General features: G+C 74.6%; 18 protein-coding genes. 10 read left to right on the top strand and 8 right to left on the bottom strand.

The genetic code is table 11. From position 1 onward, the window contains the following. Window positions 1-241: sirohydrochlorin chelatase (locus tag ACFWI8_RS32070; protein WP_387098751.1), on the top strand; the 241-nt coding region annotated here is incomplete at its 5' end. Here ACFWI8_RS32070 and ACFWI8_RS32065 read toward each other — a convergent pair. From ACFWI8_RS32065 to ACFWI8_RS32055, 3 genes are all read right to left on the bottom strand, one after another. Beyond that, window positions 223-738: a winged helix-turn-helix domain-containing protein gene (locus ACFWI8_RS32065; RefSeq protein ID WP_387098749.1), complete on the bottom strand. Its 516-nt coding sequence runs from the start codon at window positions 736-738 to the stop codon at window positions 223-225. The genes ACFWI8_RS32070 and ACFWI8_RS32065 overlap by 19 nt on opposite strands. 50 nt (window positions 739-788) lie before the next feature. After that, entirely contained in the window at window positions 789-1,688 is a 900-nt protein-coding gene (locus tag ACFWI8_RS32060; protein ID WP_387098747.1) for a TauD/TfdA dioxygenase family protein, read from the bottom strand. Between the two features lie 189 nt (window positions 1,689-1,877). Continuing rightward, window positions 1,878-2,078, bottom strand: a complete 201-nt coding sequence (locus ACFWI8_RS32055) for a putative leader peptide (protein WP_387098745.1) — start codon at window positions 2,076-2,078, stop codon at window positions 1,878-1,880. A gap of 29 nt (window positions 2,079-2,107) precedes the next feature. Here ACFWI8_RS32055 and ACFWI8_RS32050 point away from each other — a divergent pair, with 29 nt between their 5' ends. The 3 genes from ACFWI8_RS32050 (at window position 2,108) to ACFWI8_RS32040 (ending at window position 3,128) form a co-directional block, all read left to right on the top strand. Then, on the top strand, window positions 2,108-2,197 hold the full coding sequence (locus ACFWI8_RS32050) for a putative leader peptide (protein WP_387098743.1): 90 nt from the start codon (window positions 2,108-2,110) through the stop codon (window positions 2,195-2,197). An 81-nt stretch (window positions 2,198-2,278) separates the two neighbouring features. Then, complete coding sequence (locus ACFWI8_RS32045; protein ID WP_387098741.1) at window positions 2,279-2,743, top strand: cysteine dioxygenase; 465 nt, start codon at window positions 2,279-2,281, stop codon at window positions 2,741-2,743. Between the two features lie 4 nt (window positions 2,744-2,747). Then, complete coding sequence (locus tag ACFWI8_RS32040; protein ID WP_387098739.1) at window positions 2,748-3,128, top strand: rhodanese-like domain-containing protein; 381 nt, start codon at window positions 2,748-2,750, stop codon at window positions 3,126-3,128. 527 nt (window positions 3,129-3,655) lie between these two features. Here ACFWI8_RS32040 and ACFWI8_RS32035 read toward each other — a convergent pair. Beyond that, window positions 3,656-4,903, bottom strand: coding sequence for an MFS transporter (locus ACFWI8_RS32035; protein ID WP_387098737.1), 1,248 nt, complete (start codon window positions 4,901-4,903; stop codon window positions 3,656-3,658). An 80-nt stretch (window positions 4,904-4,983) separates the two neighbouring features. Between ACFWI8_RS32035 and ACFWI8_RS32030 the strand changes: the two genes are divergently transcribed. Together ACFWI8_RS32030 and ACFWI8_RS32025 are read left to right on the top strand one after the other, a co-directional pair. Continuing rightward, complete coding sequence (locus ACFWI8_RS32030; protein ID WP_387098735.1) at window positions 4,984-5,529, top strand: ArsR/SmtB family transcription factor; 546 nt, start codon at window positions 4,984-4,986, stop codon at window positions 5,527-5,529. Between the two features lie 48 nt (window positions 5,530-5,577). Next, window positions 5,578-6,828 carry an MFS transporter gene (locus tag ACFWI8_RS32025; RefSeq protein WP_387098733.1) on the top strand — a complete coding sequence of 417 codons (1,251 nt, stop codon included), beginning with the start codon at window positions 5,578-5,580 and terminating at the stop codon, window positions 6,826-6,828. Between the two features lie 13 nt (window positions 6,829-6,841). Here ACFWI8_RS32025 and ACFWI8_RS32020 read toward each other — a convergent pair whose 3' ends face one another. Beyond that, complete coding sequence (locus ACFWI8_RS32020; RefSeq protein ID WP_311604864.1) at window positions 6,842-8,071, bottom strand: SAV2148 family HEPN domain-containing protein; 1,230 nt, start codon at window positions 8,069-8,071, stop codon at window positions 6,842-6,844. Between the two features lie 120 nt (window positions 8,072-8,191). Between ACFWI8_RS32020 and treY the strand changes: the two genes are divergently transcribed. Further along, entirely contained in the window at window positions 8,192-10,585 is a 2,394-nt protein-coding gene (gene treY, locus ACFWI8_RS32015) for a malto-oligosyltrehalose synthase (RefSeq protein ID WP_387098731.1), read from the top strand. Here treY and ACFWI8_RS32010 read toward each other — a convergent pair. Then, window positions 10,567-10,953 (bottom strand): DUF6174 domain-containing protein, encoded by a 387-nt coding sequence (locus ACFWI8_RS32010; protein ID WP_387098729.1) that lies wholly within the window; start codon window positions 10,951-10,953, stop codon window positions 10,567-10,569. The genes treY and ACFWI8_RS32010 overlap by 19 nt on opposite strands. 154 nt (window positions 10,954-11,107) lie before the next feature. Here ACFWI8_RS32010 and ACFWI8_RS32005 point away from each other — a divergent pair, with 154 nt between their 5' ends. Then, window positions 11,108-11,632 (top strand): GNAT family N-acetyltransferase, encoded by a 525-nt coding sequence (locus tag ACFWI8_RS32005; RefSeq protein ID WP_387098727.1) that lies wholly within the window; start codon window positions 11,108-11,110, stop codon window positions 11,630-11,632. On the opposite strand, the gene ACFWI8_RS32000 is transcribed toward ACFWI8_RS32005, so the two are convergent. Together ACFWI8_RS32000 and ACFWI8_RS31995 are read right to left on the bottom strand one after the other, a co-directional pair. Next, window positions 11,616-12,041: a GNAT family N-acetyltransferase gene (locus ACFWI8_RS32000; RefSeq protein WP_387098725.1), complete on the bottom strand. Its 426-nt coding sequence runs from the start codon at window positions 12,039-12,041 to the stop codon at window positions 11,616-11,618. The two genes, ACFWI8_RS32005 and ACFWI8_RS32000, sit on opposite strands and share 17 nt — an antisense overlap. 586 nt (window positions 12,042-12,627) lie before the next feature. After that, complete coding sequence (locus ACFWI8_RS31995) at window positions 12,628-13,197, bottom strand: FHA domain-containing protein (protein ID WP_387098723.1); 570 nt, start codon at window positions 13,195-13,197, stop codon at window positions 12,628-12,630. A gap of 267 nt (window positions 13,198-13,464) precedes the next feature. On the opposite strand from ACFWI8_RS31995, the gene ACFWI8_RS31990 reads away from it, so the two are divergent. Together ACFWI8_RS31990 and treZ are read left to right on the top strand one after the other, a co-directional pair. Then, the gene (locus ACFWI8_RS31990; protein ID WP_387098721.1) at window positions 13,465-14,403 is read left to right on the top strand and encodes a GNAT family N-acetyltransferase; all 939 of its coding nucleotides are present in this window, start codon (window positions 13,465-13,467) and stop codon (window positions 14,401-14,403) included. Window positions 14,404-14,469: 66 nt separating this feature from the next. Then, on the top strand, window positions 14,470-16,227 hold the full coding sequence (gene treZ / locus ACFWI8_RS31985; RefSeq protein ID WP_387098755.1) for a malto-oligosyltrehalose trehalohydrolase: 1,758 nt from the start codon (window positions 14,470-14,472) through the stop codon (window positions 16,225-16,227). Window positions 16,228-16,350: the final 123 nt, after the last annotated feature.

Genomic DNA, 16,350 nt, shown 5'->3' with positions numbered 1-16,350 from the left:
CGTCCGCGCGTTGCGCGCGGACGGCGTCCGCCGGGTGGCCGTGGCCCCCTGTGTGATCGCTCCGGGACGGCTGCCGGACCGGATACTGGCCGGCGCCCCCGAGGCGGGCGCCGACGCGGTGGCCGCGCCGCTGGGCGCGGCGCCCGAGCTCGCCGAACTGCTGTGGCGGCGCTACGCGCCGGCCGGCGGGGCGGACCTGGCCACCGCCGGCCACGCGCCGTCCTACGGGACGTACTTGTAGCCCACCCGGCGCACCGTGACGATGCGTTCCCGGTAGGCCGCCCCCAGCTTGCGGCGCAGCCGCGCCACGTGCACGTCCACCGTGCGCTGGTCGCCGACCGGGCCGTAGCCCCAGATGGTGGTCACCAACTGCTCCCTGGTGTACACCCGGTGCGGGTGCCCGGCCAGGTGGGCGAGCAGCTCGAACTCCAGGTAGGTCAACCGCAGCAGTTCGCCGTCCACCCGGACGGTGCGCTCCTCGGTGTCCACCACGATGCCCTGGCCGGCCGGCGCCGGCGCGGCCGCGGGGGGCGCCGGGGCCACCGTGGGCGTCGCGCCCCGCCCGGACAACAGCTCGGACAGTTGGGCCGGTTGGGTGCCGGCCGGGGCCAGCACCAGGTAGCCGACCAGGGGCACGGTGCCGGTCGTGGCCTCCGGGACCAGCGCCACGGTCACGTCGGACAGGTTCGCCACGTCGGACAGGTCGGTGAGATCCGGGAGGGCGGTGAGATGCCGCATCATCGGCTCCCTTTCGTGTGGGATGCGCCTTGAGATCCTGGTGGGACCGGTCAGGCAGCGGCGGCTGGGGTGTAGTGCGCGGCGTCGTCGCCCTCGACGACGCGGCTGTGCTCTCCGTCCACGCCGACCGGCGCGTCGCCGGCCACCGTCACGCGGTGCAGCAGGCGCGGCAGGTCGCCGTAGTCGTCGGGCGCGTAGTGCTGGGTGATGCGGTTGTCGAAGAGCACCAGGTCGCCCGGTGCCCACTGCCAGCGCACCACGTTCTCCGGGCGGGTCACGTAGGACTGCAGGATGCGCAGGATGTCGCGGGACTCGTCGGGCCCGAGCCCGACCAGGCGCTGCGCGAAGCCGCCGATGAACAGGCCGCGTTCGCCGGTCTCCGGGTGCACCCTGACCACCGGGTGGGCGGTCCGGTACTTCCGGGAGACGAACTGCCTGCGGTGCTCGGCCGCCCTGGCCGTCTTCGGCTCCGCGTAGTCGTGGTCGTTGGTGTGTACCGCCCACAGCCGGTCGGCCAGGGCCCGCAGCGGCTCCGGCAGATCCTGGTAGGCGGTGGCCGCGTTGGCGATCAGGGTGTTGCCGCCGTAGGGCGGGACGACGAGGCTGCGCAGCGTCGTCGCCTTGGGCGGGGTGCGGACGAAGGTGACGTCGGTGTGCCACCGGTTTGAGCGGATGCCCTCCTCGCCGTTGACCGCCAGCACGTGGGGCTGGCCGTCCGCCGCGGGGACGGTGGGGTGCGCGGTGGTCAACTCACCGAAGCGCGAGGCGAACCCGAGCTGGGCCGCGTCGTCGAGGCGCTGGCCCCTGAAGAAGAGCGCCTTGTGCTCCAGGAGCGCGGAGTTGATCTCGGAGACGACGGCGGGATCGAGATCGCCGGCGAGGTCCACGCCGATGATCTCGGCACCGATACGCCCGCCGATCCGGCGGACGTCGAAGCCGGTCGTGGTCATTGCTGATCGCTGCCTTTCTTCGTTGATCTGCTGTTGCCGATCTCGTTTTGAGGCAGCCGAGAAAACGCTCTCGCGGGCGCGGGCCGATTACGCCGATAACGGCTGACTATCGACCGGGGAAAAGTGAGGAAATGCACGGAACCGTGCGGAGGGGTGTGACAAGCGCGAGAGAGCGTCGGTCGGCTGGGCTCAGCGACCGACGGCACAGATGGCGCTGGCCTGCCGCCGGAGATCGACGTGCAGCCGCGCGACAAGAACGTCAGCTTGACTCACGGTAGGTGAGCATGCCAGCGCGATCGGGCAGCCGTCAAGATATTTCCCGCCGGTCTCGAATACTGGAACACATTCCCCGGCACCCGGTAAAGGACCGCACCGGCTCCGCTTGACCATGAGGGTCGGGCACTGTCAATCTGTACCCCATGCCGACCAGTAAGCGCTTCTTTTCACGATGGCACGTGGACCTCGTCCGCGTGGCCAGCGCGCTGTGTCGCGGCGACCGTCCGAGCTAGACGGTCGCGCCCGGTGTAGTGCCGTGGGCGCGGCTTCCCCCGCCGAACGCCCACCCGCACCACCGGAAAGAGGACCCCCACATGACCGCGCCCGTCGTCGCGCCCCGCACCCCCAGCGAACTCGCCGACACCGTACGGTGGTTCGCCGCCCGCCCGGAACTGTGGCGGCCGCGGATCCGGTTCACCACCCCGGAGCGCTTCTACCTGCGCCTGGAACGCACCGCGGAGCACGAGGTCTGGCTGCTCACCTGGCTGCCGGGCCAGGGCACCGAGATCCACGACCACGGCGGCGCCTCCGGCTCCTTCGGCGTGGTCGACGGCACGCTCACCGAGGACACCTTCGGCCCCACCGGCACCGCACGCTCGCTGAACCCCGGCGAGTCCCGCGCCTTCGGCCCGCGCCACATCCACCGGGTCACCAACCGGGGAACGCTGCCGGCCGTCAGCATCCACGCCTACGCGCCGGCCCTGACCACCCAGAACTACTACGAGGCGGACCCGGCAGGACGGCTGCGGCTGCTGCGGACCGACGCCGTGGAGGAGTGAACCGATGGGCATCGACGACCACCTGGCCGCCGCGCGAGCGACGCTGGACCGGCTGACCCCGACCGAGGCCCACGCCGAGTGGCTGGCCGGCGCGGTGCTGGTGGACACCAGACCCGAGTTCCAACGCGCGGCGAGCGGCACGATCCCGGGCGCGCTGCTGATCGAACGCAACCACCTGGAGTGGCGCTGCGACCCGTCGAGCGGCGCGTCGGTCCCGGAGGCGGTGGACCGTGACGTGCGGTGGATCGTCTTCTGCGACGAGGGCTACGCCTCCTCCCTGGCGGCGGCCTCCCTCCGGGCGGTCGGCCTCCCCCGAGCGACGGACCTGGCCGGCGGCTTCCAGGCCTGGCGCCAGGCGGGCCTCCCGACGACACCGCCGGCCTGACCCACACCGCGCGGTTTTCCCCCACCCACCCGCCCTTTTCGCGCTCCGCGCGGGGGGTGACGGCCCGGCGGTGCCGGGTCCCGGCGCTTCGCGCCGGAGTTTCCCCACCCGCCCGCCCTTTTCGGCGCTTCGCGCGGTGGGACGGTGGTCGAGACCGCGCGTCGCGCGGTGCGCGGCCTGCAGGGCGGGGGGCACGGCCGCCAGGCCTGTCGCGCTGCGCGCTGTGCCGGCGCAACAGGGCCGTGGGCCCGCGGCGGCTGCGCCGCCGGGCCGTGCGGGCCCGGGGCCGCGCTACGATCCGCCTGGGGGGCGGTGGCACGGCCGCGAGGGCCCGTCGCGCTGCGCGCTGCGCGGCGCGGGGCCGGGCCTATGGCGGCTGCGCCGCCGGGCCACCCGGCGGCCCCTGCCGCGCGAGGCCACCCGCCAAGGGCAGGTGGGTGGGCGCGGCGGGCGGCGGCTACCCACCCGCACAGCGCACAGCGAAACCGCGGGTGGGTGCGCGGGGGGAGACTCAGCCCGGCCAACCGTCAGTCGGAACGTTCCCGCAACGCCGTGTCCGTCACCACCGTCATCCCGACCAGCGTGAGCAGCACCACCGCCGCCGTGATCGCGAACACCGCCCGCAGCCCGAAGAGCTGCGCCAGCACCCCGCCGGCCACCGCGCCGAGCGGCATCGTGCCCCAGGCGATCAGCCGGTAGCCGCTGTTGAGCCGGCCGAGGAGGCCGTTCGGCACGATCCGCTGCCGCAGCGAGACCGTGATCACGTTCCAGATCACGATCCCCACCCCGGAGACCGCGAACCCCGCGCCGACCAGGTAGGGGTTGGCGGTCAGCGCGGGGACGGCGAGGGCGAGCGCGCTGGTCAGGACGGTCAGCGACAGCGCGCGGGCCGGACCGAGGGCCCGTTCGGCCCACTCGGCGACGAAGGAGCCGAGCAGGCTGCCGACCGCCATCGCGGTCATCAGCACGCCGAAGCCGCCCTCCGTCAGCCCCATCGCCGACGTCGGGCCGACCGCGTACAGCACCAGTACCGCGAACGCCGCGTTGGAGGCGAAGTTGCTGGCGCCGACCATCGCGGCGAGCGTCCGCAGCAGCCGCTGGTTCCACAGGTAGCGCAGGCCCTCGGCGATGTCGGCCCGCATGGTGGTGGCCGGGCCGGTTCGCTCGGTCCTGAAGGTGCCGGGCACCAGCAGCAGCGCCGCGACCGCGACCGCCCAGAGGGCGGTGGGCGCGGCGAAGGCGGCCACCGCGCCGGCGGCGACCAACAGCCCGGCCACCGCGGGGCCGACGAACTGGTTGGCGGCCAACTCCGCCGCGTAGAGGCGGCCGTTGGCGCGCGCCAGCTGGTCGCGGTGGACGAGCTGCGGCACGATCGACTGGGCCGAGGTGTCGTACACCGTCTCGGCGACGCCGACGCAGAAGGCGACCGCGTACAGCAGCCAGACCGAGCCCGCGTCCAGCGCCACGGCGAGCGCCAAGGCGGCCATCAGCAGCGTGCGCAGGCAGTTGGCGAACACCATGGCGCGCCGCCGGTCGACGCGGTCGGCGAGCGCGCCCGCCTGGAGGGCGAACAGCAGCCAGGGCAGGCTGAGCGCGAGCGAGAGCCCGGCGATCAGCGTCGGGGAGCGGGTGTACTGGATCGCCACCAACGGCAGCGCGACCTTGAGCACACCGTCGGCCAGGTTGGAGAACGCGGAGGAGGTCAGCAGCCGCCAGTAGGCGGGACCGAGCGGCGGCCGCGCGACGGCGGCGGCCAGGGTGGTCTCGTTCGTCACCGATGGACAATCCCACATCGATGGAGAAAACTCAATCGCCTACCTGACCCCGCCGTTCAGCCGTGGACTACGCTGCGCACATGGGCGAACAGGGAGCGACCGGCCGGCCCTCGCGGCAGGAGGCGACCGTCCGCGAGGCCAAGGCGCTCGCGCATCCGCTGCGGTCCCGCATCCTGCGGCTGTGCGGGCAGCGCGAGATGACCAACAAGCAGTTGGCCGACCGGCTCGGCCGCGATCCCGGCACGGTGCTCTACCACGTGCGCCAGTTGACCGAGGCCGGCTTCCTGGAGCCGGCCCCGGTGCGCACCGGCGACAGCGGCGCCCTGGAGAAGCCGTACCGGTCCACCGGCCGCTCCTGGTGGCTCGACTACCCGCTCGCCAAGGCCGGTTCCGAGGACGCCCCGCTCGTCCCCCTGCTGGCCTTCCAGGAGGAGCTGCACGAGGCGGGGCCGAGCTCGATCGCGGAGCTGGCGCGGTTCATGCTCCACCTCTCCCCCGAGGAGCTCGCCGAGTTCAACGCGCGCGTCCTCGCCATCCTCGACGAGTACATCGCCACCGACGGCGAGCGCCGCGAGGGCCGGCCCGCCTACGGCGGCTTCTTCCTCCTGCACCGCCTCGCCGAGTAGCCGTACTGATCACAGAACCGGCCGGCGACAAGGCGCGTCCTCCGCCCCGTGAGCGCGATCGACGACCGGCGCCGGTTCCGCGCCGACCTGCGGCCGGCCCGGATCCCGGCCTTCCGTCGGCTCTGGCTGTCCAGCGCGGTGACCGCGACCGGGGCCAGCCTGACCGCCGTCGCGGTGCCGCTGCAGATCTACGAGATCACCGGCTCCTCGGCCTGGGTCGGCCTCTCGGCGGTGGCCGCCCTCGGCCCGCTGGTGCTCGCGGCGCTCTGGGGCGGGGTGCTGGCCGACGCGCTCGACCGGCGCCGGCTGCTGCTCGCGACCAACGGCGGGCTCGCCCTCATCGCGTCGCTGCTGTGGCTCCAGGCGGCGGCCGGCGTCGACTCCGTCGCCGTGCTCTTCGTGCTGCTGGCGCTCCTCCAGGGCTGCCTCGGCGCCAACTCGGTGGCCCGCCGTTCCGTGGTGCCACGTCTGGTGCCGCCTGAACTGCTGCCGGCGGCCAACTCGTTGGACGCCACCGTGCGCTGGTTCGGCCCGGTGGCCGGGCCGCTGCTCGCCGGGGCGCTGCTGCCCGTCACGGGCGTGGCGCCGCTGTACCTGGTCGACGCGCTGGCGCTGCTCGCCATGGTCCACGCGGTGTGGCGGCTGCCGCCGCTCCCGCCGGGGGACCCGGCAGGCGTCGGGCACCGACCCCGGCTGTCCGCCGGGGTCCGCTACCTGGCGGGCCACCGGCTGCTGGTCGCCCTCTACCTGGTCGACCTGGTCGCGATGGTGATCGGCAACCCGGCGGCGCTCTTTCCCGAGGTGTCGCAGGAGACGTTCGGCGACCCGCCCGGCGGCGGTCTCGCACTCGGGGTGCTCAGCGCCTCGATTTCGGCGGGCGCCGTGCTGGCCGGGCTCTGCTCCGGGGCCTTCACCCGTCTCACCCGGCACGGCCTCGTCTACGCGGTCGCCGTCTGCGGCTGGGGCCTGGCCATCGCCGCCTTCGGCCTGACCGACCGGCTGTGGCTGGCCACCTGTTGTCTGCTGGCCGCCGGCGGGACGCTGATGCTGCTGAGCGTGTTCCGCGCGACGCTGCTCCAGGCGTGCGTGCCGGATGAGTTGCGTGGCCGGCTCCAGGGTCTCGACACGGTGATCTCGGCCGGCGGCCCCTGGCTGGGCGGCCTGGCCCACGGCCTGGCCGGCGCCGCGGCCGGCCCCACCTGGGCCATCACGGGCGGCGGCCTGTTGACGGTGGCCGCGACGCTCGCCCTCGCCTCCGTCTCGCGGACGCTGATCGCCTACCGGGCGCCAGGCGACTGACCCGGCGGCCCGCTCAGGAGACCGGCCGGGAGTCCTCCCAGGCCCACTCGAACTCCTCGCGGTAGGTCTCGAAGAGGCTGAGCTCGCCGTCCGCCAGCGGGTCGTCCCGTTGCACTATCTCCCGGCCCGCCCGGCGCAGCACCATCACCGGCGTCTCCATGCCCCGGCTGCGCCGCAGGTACGACTGGACGACGGCGACCCCGTCGGGTCCGTCGGCGTCCACGAAGTAGGCGCTGAACCGTGGCGTGTCGTCGAAGACCCGGATCTCGAAGGCCTCGGGGTCCCGCACCCGGCTGCGCACCCGCCGCACGTGCAGGATGTTGGTCTCCACGGTCCTGCCGAGCTCGCCGCGCTTGAGGCCGAGTTCGCGCTCCCGCCGCCGCATGGCGCCGCTCGCCGGGTTGAGGAAGAGCAGCCGCACCCGGCAGCCGGACTCGGCGAGCCGGAACAGCCGCCGGCCGGGGAAGTTCTGCACCAGCAGGCCGAGCCCTATGCCCAGCGCGTCGAGCCTGCGGGCCCCGGAGAACAGGTCCTCGGCCGGCAGCTGCCGCTGCAACCGCACCCGGTCCGGGTGCACCCCGGCCACGTCCGTGAACCGGTCGCCCACCAGGCGCTCCACCGCGTCGGCCGGCAGTCGCCCGTCCGACGGCGGCGCGCCGGAGTCGAGCAGCCGCAGCAGCCGCGCGCAGGCGCGCTCCGCCTGTTCGAGCACGGCCCGGCTCATGCCCCGGTTGCGGCTGACGGCGCTGCGGGCCACCTCCAGCTCGTCGAGGGTGAGCTCCACCTCGCGCCGGTTGTCCAAATACGGCGCGAAGCAGGGCCAGTGCTGCACCATGAGTTCACGCAGCTGAGGCAGGGTCAGGAAGGCGAGCACGGTGTCATCGGCAGGATCCAGCAGGTGCCCCTTGCGGCGGCTCACCTCACGCAGGGCGGCCGCCCGCTGCACCCACTCCTGCCCGGTGGGCCCGGCCGCCGCCACCTCCCACTCCTCGCCGTGCACCGGCTCGTACACGGGGCGCAGCACCGCCGCCACCACCGAGCGCAGGCGCTGCTCCACCAGGTTCAGCCAGACGTACGCGCGCCCGGCCCGCTCGACGCGGGTCCGCACCTCGGACCAGTCCTCGGCGCTCCAGTCGAGATCGGCACCGATCTCCACCGGGCGCGGCACCGGCACCGCGACAGTCGGCGCCTCGGCGGTCTCGTCCCCGTTTCCCGGGGGCAATTCCAGCCCCGAAGAGCTCACCTGTACCGCCTTCCGCCCCTGCCTTGGATCAAGGAAGCCTACTGCCGCGCCCGCCGCGCGCGCAGCCCGAGCCGGGGTGGACCGGGCTTGCCCACGCGTCCCTCGGGGCAGGGGGAGGCCATGACGCTCCCCGTGCGCCGGGCGCCCACGTCAACTTACCGGCTCCAGCTGGGGCCCGAGTTCACGTTCGGGGCGGCTGAGGCATTCGTCCCGCGGATCGCCGCGCTCGGCGTCTCGCACCTGCACCTCTCCCCCGTGCTCGACGCGGTCCCCGGCTCCGCGCACGGCTACGACGTCACGGACCACGCGACGGTCAGGGCCGAGCTCGGCGGCGAGGCGGGGCTGCGGCGTCTCGCGGCCACCGCCCGCGCCCACGGCCTCGGCCTGGTGCTCGACATCGTGCCCAACCACATGGCGGTGCCGGCCGACACGAGCCGCAACCGGCAGCTGTGGGAGGTGCTGCGGGACGGCCCCGGGTCCCGGTACGCCTCCTGGTTCGACATCGACTGGGCGGCCGGCGAGGGGCGGCTGCTGCTGCCGGTGCTCGGCGGGCCGCTGGCCGGCGAGCTCGACCGGCTCACGGTGGCGGACGGCGCGCTGCGCTACTGGGACCACCGCTTCCCGCTGCGCGCCGGCACCGAGGGGCTGCCGCTGCCCGAGCTGCTGGCGGCCCAGCACTACCGCCTCTGCTGGTGGCGGCTGGGGCGTACCGAACTCAACTACCGCCGGTTCTTCACCGTGTCGGAGCTGATCGGGGTGCGGGTCGAGGACCCCGGGGTCTTCGACGCCACGCACGCCACGGTGCTGCGGCTGGTGGCCGACGGGGTCGTGACGGGCCTGCGGATCGACCACCCGGACGGGCTCGCCGACCCGGGCGGCTACCTGGCCCGGCTACGCGAGGCGTGCGGCGCCGACGTCTGGATCGTGGCCGAGAAGATCCTGGGGCCCGACGAGCGGCTGCCGGCGTCCTGGCCGGTCGCCGGCACCACCGGCTACGACGCACTGCGGCACGTCGACGCGGTCTTCGTCGACCCCGAGGGGCACGCCCGACTGACCGACGCCTACCGGGAGTTCACCGGCGTCGCGCCGGAGGCCGGCGGCGTCTGGGCGGAGACCGTGCACGCCGCGGCACACCGCATGATCGGGCACGAGCTGGCGGCCGAGGCGGCGCGGCTGGCCCGGGCCGCCGAGGCCGCCTGCCGCGCCGACCCCGCGCTGTGGGGGCGCGACCACGCTCCCTGGGCGCTGCGCGCCGCGCTGGTCGAGCTGCTGGTGCGGCTGCCGGTCTACCGGCCCTACGTCACGGGTGGGGCGCCGCCGGCCCCCGGGGACGCGGCGATGCTGACGGCCGCGGCCGAGGCGGCGGCCGGCGCCTTCGCGGTGCCGGAGGAGTCGGCGGCGGTGGCGACCGTCCGTGACCTGGCCCTCGGACGGTGCGACCCCACGCCGCCGGCGGTGGAGTTCCGGGTCCGCTTCGGCCAGGTCTCCTCGGCGCTGCGGGCCAAGGCCGTGGAGGACACGGCCGGTTACCGGTTCGCCCCACTGCTCTCGGCGGCCGAGGTCGGCTGCGCGCCGGAGGCGCCGGCGCTGCCGCCCGCCGCGTTCCACGCGCACTGCGCGCGGGTGCGGCGGGAGTGGCCGCTGACCGGCACGGTGCTGTCCACCCACGACACCAAGCGCAGCGGCGACGCCCGGGCCGCACTCGCGGCCCTCTCCGAACATCCTTCCGTTTGGGCCGGGTTGGTCTCCCGATTGACGGCGGAGACGGCACGCGCCGGGGCACCGGCCCCCGACCCCCACCTCGCGTGGACCGCCTGGCAGACGGCGTTCGCCCTCGGCACCCCCGACCGGGAACGGCTGACCGCCGCCGTCCTCAAGGCGGCGCGCGAGGCGGCGCTCGCCACCACCTGGACCGAGCCGGACGCCGACTACGAGCGCGCCCTGGAGCGCTTCGTACACGCCGGCCCGTGCGGCCCACCCGGCCGCTCGCTCGCCGAGTTCGCCCGCCGGCTCGCCCCGACGATCCGCGCCAACGTGCTGGGCGCCGCACTGCTGCACCTGACGATGCCCGGCGTGCCCGACGTCTACCGCGGCAGCGAGGGGCACTACCCGGCCCTGGTCGACCCCGACAACCGCCGCCCGCCCGTCGTCGTGGACGCCGAGCTGAACGCCGAGAAGCTGCGCCTGACCACCGCGGCCCTGCGGCTGCGCCACGACCACCCCGACTGGTTCGGCCCCGAGGCCGGACACCACCCCCTGGCCGCGGAGGGCCCGGCGGCCGAGCACTGCCTGGCGTTCGCCCGCGCGACCCAGGCCATCACCGCCGTCACCCGCCTCCCGCACCGCCTGGCCGAGGCCGGCAGCTGGCGCGACACCCACCTCCCGCTGCCGCCCGGCGACTGGCACGACCTCCTCACCGGCGGCCGCACCACCGGCAAGGCACCACTGGCCCGGCTCTTCGCCCAGTCCCCGGTGGCCCTGCTGGTGCGCGCCCCTCAGGACCCGGGCGCGTAGTCGCTGATCCGGTAGCACATCTCGTCGTCGAGGGCGTTCGTGTCGTAGTCGACGGTGATCACCTCCGGCCGCGCCGGGTCGTCCTCGGCATAAGCGACCTCCACGACGTCCGCCCCGTCAGCCTCGGCCTCCTCGGCCAGCGCCAGCAGCTCCGCGATGGTCATCCCCATCTCGGGTGACTGCTCCGGCGGCTCGTAGAGGCCGGTGAGATCGGTCAGCTCGACCACCTCGCCGTCCTCGACCGCGATCTCCCACGTCCCGTTGAGCGAGGTCTCCCCGCAGTACCCCTCGACCACGTACCGGTACGCCGTCGGGTCCTGCCACGCCGACACGTCGGGACCGTCGGACCGCTCACGGTCCGCGGCCACCAGAAGCACCCCGATCGCCGCCACCAGCCCGATCCCCCCGATCCACGCCGCACGCGCGTTCCCCACCATGCCGCTGTGACGGATCGCGGCTGCCGCCGGTTCCCCCGCCCGAGGGGGGTGACAACCGCCCGGCCGGTGAGCGAGGGTCGGCACCATGCGGATACGAGCGGGCACCAGACACGACGCGGAGCCGGTCGCGGCGCTGCACGCGGACAGTTGGCGCACGGCCTACGCGGGCATCATGCCGGACGCCTTCCTCGAAGGACCGCTGCTCGACGACCGACTGACCGTCTGGCGCGGGCGGTTCGCCGCCGACCCGTCGGCGACCGGGCTCTTCGTCGCCGAGGACCACGGCGAGATGGTCGGCTTCGCCTACCTCACCCCCAGCCCCGACGGCCGCGTCCTCCTGGACAACCTCCACGCCCGCCCCGGCCGCACCCGCTCCGGCATCGGCGGTCGCCTGCTGCGGCACTCCCTCGCCTGGGCCGCCGCGACCCACCCCGGCCGCCCCCTCTATCTGGAGGTGCTGCGCGACAACACCCCGGCCGTCGCCTTCTACGAGCGACAGGGCGGCCGGCGCACGGCTGAACGGGTCTGCCGGTTCGAGCAGGGCTTCGAGCTGCCGGGCTTCGAGTACACGTGGCACCCGACCGGAGGCGACCTCAGGCGAACTTCATGACCATCAGATGCTCGGGGTCGGGAACCGGAGTGAACCCCACCTTCTCGTACACCCCGTGCGCGTCGACGGTCGCGAGCATCAGGCGCCTGAGCCGGTAGGGCGCCAGGTGGTCCCGGATGGAGGCCGCCAGCCACGTGCCGAGCCCCCTGCCGCGGTGCGCGGGATCCACGTAGACGTCGGAGAGCCAGGCGAAGGCGACCAGGTCGGTGACGACACGCGCGTACGCCACCTGGCCGCCGGCCGGCTCGTAGACGCCGAAGTTCAACGACGCCCGCACACACCGCTCGACGGTCTCCCGGCTGCGCCCCAGCGCCCAGTAGGCGTCGGTCGACAGCCAGTGGTGCACACGGTCCATATCGACGCGGTCCGGATCGGTCGCGATCTCGTACCCGTCTTCCCTGCGGAGCATCACAACCGGCGAATCTAGCCCGAGACACCCGCGCGGTCGCCCGAATTACCGGCCACGGGCGTCATCGCAGCCGCGGTGGGTGCGCCGGCGCTCCGCGCCGGGGTCTTCCCCCACCCGCCCGCCCTTTCCGGCGCTCCGCGCAGCTGGCGCTGGGCGCCGCGACATCGCGCGCCCAACACCGCACCGGCCGCGCCGCAGGCGCCCCCGCGCCACGCGGGTGAGCACGGCTCGAACCGCGCGCCCCACGCGGCGTGGCCGCCGGCTGCTCGGCCGCCGGCCACGGCACCCGCAGGGCGTCTGCGAGCCGCCGCGCCCGCACAACACCACCGAAAGGGCGGGTGGGTGGGGAACCCCTCTTCGGCAGCCGTCGAACCGCAAGGCGCGGACAACCGATTTCCGTCCCACCGGCCTCCGCCCCGTCCGAAGCCTTTACAGACGAACACGCACGGCGCTACGGTCCGAATTGGGAGCGCTCCCATTCCGGTCATGGACCGGGACGCGCGCCCAGAACTCCGGCCTGCCGCCCCAACCTCCCAGCCCCCGCTCGGGCGGCAGGCCGGCTTACCGAGGAGCTACCCGGGCCACCTCAGTCGAGGTCGCCGTCCACCAGCACGAAGGACACCGCGCCGAACCGCACCTGATCCCCGGGCCGCACCGGGGCGACGCCGGTGACGCGGCGGTCGTTGACCCAGGTGCCGTTCACCGAGCCGAGGTCGTGCAGCAGCCAGCCCGCGGGCGTACTGAACAGCCGCGCGTGGTGGCGGGAGACGCTGGAGTCGCTCAGCCGGAGGCCGGAGCCGACCTCCCGCCCGATGGTCAGCGGCACGGGCCCGGGCATCGGCAGCAGCAGTTGCGGCAGCCGCTCCGCCTCCCAGGCGAGCCGCAGACGCTGGCGGAGGGCGGCGACCCTGGTCACCTGCGTCACCAGCCAGTTGCCCGGGCGGCCGACGCGCGGCGGCCGCCGGTCAGGCAGGTCGCCGAGGACGGCGTACAGCTCGTCGAGCCACCGCGCGGCGAGCACCTGCTCCACGCGGCGTTCGAAGGTGTCCTGGGAGACCCGCCCCTCCACCACGCTCTCGCGGAGCACGTCGAGCGCGCGCTCCCGGTCCGCGTCGGATATCCGCGGTGACGGCGCGCCGAACTCGACTGAAGTCATGCGGGAATTGTCCGCGACCCCGCGCGACCCTGTCCACGCCGGGGGCGTCGGAAAACCGTTGGACACGCCGTCACCCGCCGGCCTACGGTGCTGACACGCCCGACCCCGTCACGGATCGAGAAGGGAGGCGCCGTCATGTCGTTCCTCACGACGTCAGTCATGTCATCTGTCACGACTCCGCGCTTCCCCAGCCCTCGCCGTCCCGTCGGGCGTTTCCCAGGCTGAGCCGGAGGGCGTGTCAGGCCTTTCGGAAGGACCACACCCTTCATGACCGATCTGGTCATCCGCGCGCTCGCCGAGCACGAGGCGCGCTCCGTCTTCCTGTCCCTGCCCGACCCCGGCCTGGTGGGCGCCGTCCTGCTCGATCCGCCGCACAACGCGTACGAGACGGTCGGCGCCGGAGGTAACTACCGGCCCGAGTGGACCTTCGTCGCCGAGCGCGACGGCGTCGTGGTGGCCAGGGTCGCCTTCTTCGGCGGCCCGGACGACGAGGAGCCCGTCGCCGTCGACTGGTTCGACTTCACGGACCGGGAGGCCGCCGTCGAACTGCTGCGCACCGTCCCGTTCCGCGCCGACTACGAGCTGATTCTGCCGCCCGGCTGGCGCGAGGACCCGCCGGCCAGGGCGGCGGCCGGGGCCCGGGTGGCCGCGGCCTCCGACGCCGGCTACCAGACGCTGGTGGAGCGCTTCCGCTACCTGTGGACGCCCGCCGACGGGCTGCCGGAACGCCCCGGCCGCCTGGTCTTCCGTCCCGAGCCGGACGACGAGGTCGTGCTCTCGGTGCTGCGCCGGGTGCACTCGGTGACGCTGGACGCCCACGCCCTGCGGGCCGTCGAGCGCGGCGGCGTGGAGCTCGCGGCCCGCGAGGAGCTCGACTTCATCCACTGGTGCCCGTCGCCGCGCGAGTGGCTGCGGCTGGCGTACACGCCGGCGGGCGAGCTGGTCGGCATCCAGGTGCCGGCGCGGAACCCGGGCGGGCCCTGCGTCGGCTTCGTCGGGGTGGTGCCCGAGCAGCGGGGCCACGGCTACGGCTACGACCTGCTGGTGGAGTGCACGCACACGCTGGCCGCCGAGGGCGCGCAGCGGATCGCGGCCGCCACCGACGTGGGCAACGCCCCGATGGCGGCCGCGTTCGCGCGGGCGCGCTATCCGGTCACCCAGCACCGCTACTGCATGACCGCGCCGGCCTCGGGTCCCGCGTCCTGACGTAGTTGTCGCGCGACCGGCGCGCGGCCTGGCCATCGCACCGTCGGGAGGCCGAGCATGGTGCCCATGCTGTTCGAGGTGTGGGCACCACGGGTGAGCGAGGTCGCGCTCCACGTCCAGGGCCGGCCGCCCGTCGCCATGCGGCGGGAGGCCGGCGGCTGGTGGCGGGCGGAGGCGCCGGCGGCGCCGGGCGACCGCTACGGCTTCGCGCTGGACGGAGGGCCGCCGCTGCCCGACCCGCGCGGCCGGCGGCTGCCGGAAGGACCCGACGGGCTGAGCGCGGTGACGGACCTGGCCGGCTTCGCGTGGCGGCATCCGTGGCCGGGGCGCGGGCTGCCCGGCGCCGTGCTGTACGAGCTGCATGTCGGCACCTTCACCCGGGAGGGCACGCTGGACGCGGCGGTCGCCCGGCTACCGCACCTCGCGGACCTCGGCGTCACCCATGTCGAGCTGATGCCGGTCTGCCCGTTCCCCGGCCGGCACGGCTGGGGCTACGACGGGGTGGCGCCGTGGGCGGTGCACGAGCCGTACGGGGGCCCGGCTGCGTTGCAGCGCTTCGTCGACGCGGCGCACGGGCTCGGCCTCGGGGTGGTGCTCGACGTCGTCCACAACCACCTGGGCCCGTCCGGGAACCGACTGCCGGAGTTCGGCCCGTACTTCACGGAGCGGCACCACACCCCGTGGGGCGCGGCGGTCAACCTGGACGGCCCCGAGTCCGCCGAGGTCCGGGCGTACTTCGTCGGCAGCGCGCTGGCCTTCCTGCGCGACTACCGCCTCGACGGGCTGCGGCTCGACGCCGTGCACGCGCTCGTCGACGAGTCGACGCCGCACTTCCTCGCCGAACTCTCGGCGGCCGTCGACGCGTTGGCGAGGGAGACGGGCCGGCCGCTGTTCCTGGTCGCCGAGTCCGACCAGAACGACCCGCGCACCACATCCTCGCGCGAGCGGGGCGGCCACGGGCTGCACGCGCAGTGGAGCGACGACTTCCACCACGCGCTGCACGCCACCCTGACCGGGGAGTCCCAGGGTTACTACGCCGACTTCGGCAAGGCCCCGCTGACGGCCCTGGCCCGCACGCTGTCCGGCGGCTTCTTCCACGACGGCGGCTACTCGGCGTTCCGTGGCCGCGAGCACGGCAGCCCGCTGGACCGGGCGGCGACGCCCACCCGCCGCCTGCTGGGCTACGCCCAGACCCACGACCAGATCGGCAACCGCGCGCTCGGCGACCGTCTCGCGGCCCTGGCCGGGCCGGCGCGCGCCGCGCTGGCGGCGGCGTTGGTGCTGTGCGGCCCGTTCACGCCGATGCTGTTCATGGGCGAGGAGTGGGGCGCGACGACGCCGTGGCAGTACTTCACCGACCACCCGGATCCGGCACTCGCTGAGGCGGTGCGGGCCGGCCGCCGTCGGGAGTTCGGCGCGCATGGCTGGGCGGAGGAGGAGATCCCCGACCCGCAGGACCCGGCCACCAGGGACCGCTCCTGCCTGGTGTGGCCTCCTGAGGACGCCCCTCCTCCCCTCCTCGACTGGCACCGCCGGCTGATCGCCGTCCGCCACGCGCACCTCCCGGCGGACCTGCGGTTGTCGGACGTCTCCGTCGACCACGACGAGGAGGCCGGCTGGCTGGTTCTCCACGCCGGCCCGCTGACGACGGCGGTCAACGTCTCGCCCGACGCTGAGACGTTCGCCCCACTGGGCCCCGGCCCCGCCACCATCCTGGCCACCACCCACCGACTCCCCCCGCCCGACGTGGCGGGCCGACTGCTCCTGCCGCCCGAGTCCGCGGCCGTGCTGCTGCGGGCCGACGCCGCCACGTCGACCGGGTGATCGACCGGCCCTGGTACCGTGCGGCGCATGGGTTCCTGATGGCGCCGGCACCACGTCCGAGGCATGCGGTTCGCGGCTGACGCGTCCGCCCATCAGGTGTGCCCCTCTTCGCCGTCGGCGTCC

This window comes from Streptomyces sp. NPDC127098 (assembly GCF_042722465.1).
In the GTDB taxonomy this organism is placed as follows: domain Bacteria; phylum Actinomycetota; class Actinomycetes; order Streptomycetales; family Streptomycetaceae; genus Streptomyces; species Streptomyces millisiae.
This window is presented reverse-complemented; position numbering and strand designations above follow the sequence as displayed.

What these genes read in the sequence shown, in the direction of transcription:
- ACFWI8_RS32065 (WP_387098749.1), bottom strand. Translation starts at nt 738, where the DNA reads ATGCGGCATCTCACCGCCCTCCCGGATCTCACCGACCTGTCCGACGTG.
- ACFWI8_RS32060 (WP_387098747.1), bottom strand. Translation starts at nt 1,688, where the DNA reads ATGACCACGACCGGCTTCGACGTCCGCCGGATCGGCGGGCGTATCGGT.
- ACFWI8_RS32055 (WP_387098745.1), bottom strand. Translation starts at nt 2,078, where the DNA reads ATGGTCAAGCGGAGCCGGTGCGGTCCTTTACCGGGTGCCGGGGAATGT.
- ACFWI8_RS32050 (WP_387098743.1), top strand. Translation starts at nt 2,108, where the DNA reads ATGCCGACCAGTAAGCGCTTCTTTTCACGATGGCACGTGGACCTCGTC.
- ACFWI8_RS32045 (WP_387098741.1), top strand. Translation starts at nt 2,279, where the DNA reads ATGACCGCGCCCGTCGTCGCGCCCCGCACCCCCAGCGAACTCGCCGAC.
- ACFWI8_RS32040 (WP_387098739.1), top strand. Translation starts at nt 2,748, where the DNA reads ATGGGCATCGACGACCACCTGGCCGCCGCGCGAGCGACGCTGGACCGG.
- ACFWI8_RS32030 (WP_387098735.1), top strand. Translation starts at nt 4,984, where the DNA reads ATGGGCGAACAGGGAGCGACCGGCCGGCCCTCGCGGCAGGAGGCGACC.
- treY (WP_387098731.1), top strand. Translation starts at nt 8,192, where the DNA reads ATGACGCTCCCCGTGCGCCGGGCGCCCACGTCAACTTACCGGCTCCAG.
- ACFWI8_RS32005 (WP_387098727.1), top strand. Translation starts at nt 11,108, where the DNA reads ATGCGGATACGAGCGGGCACCAGACACGACGCGGAGCCGGTCGCGGCG.
- ACFWI8_RS32000 (WP_387098725.1), bottom strand. Translation starts at nt 12,041, where the DNA reads ATGCTCCGCAGGGAAGACGGGTACGAGATCGCGACCGATCCGGACCGC.
- ACFWI8_RS31995 (WP_387098723.1), bottom strand. Translation starts at nt 13,197, where the DNA reads ATGACTTCAGTCGAGTTCGGCGCGCCGTCACCGCGGATATCCGACGCG.
- ACFWI8_RS31990 (WP_387098721.1), top strand. Translation starts at nt 13,465, where the DNA reads ATGACCGATCTGGTCATCCGCGCGCTCGCCGAGCACGAGGCGCGCTCC.
- treZ (WP_387098755.1), top strand. Translation starts at nt 14,470, where the DNA reads ATGCTGTTCGAGGTGTGGGCACCACGGGTGAGCGAGGTCGCGCTCCAC.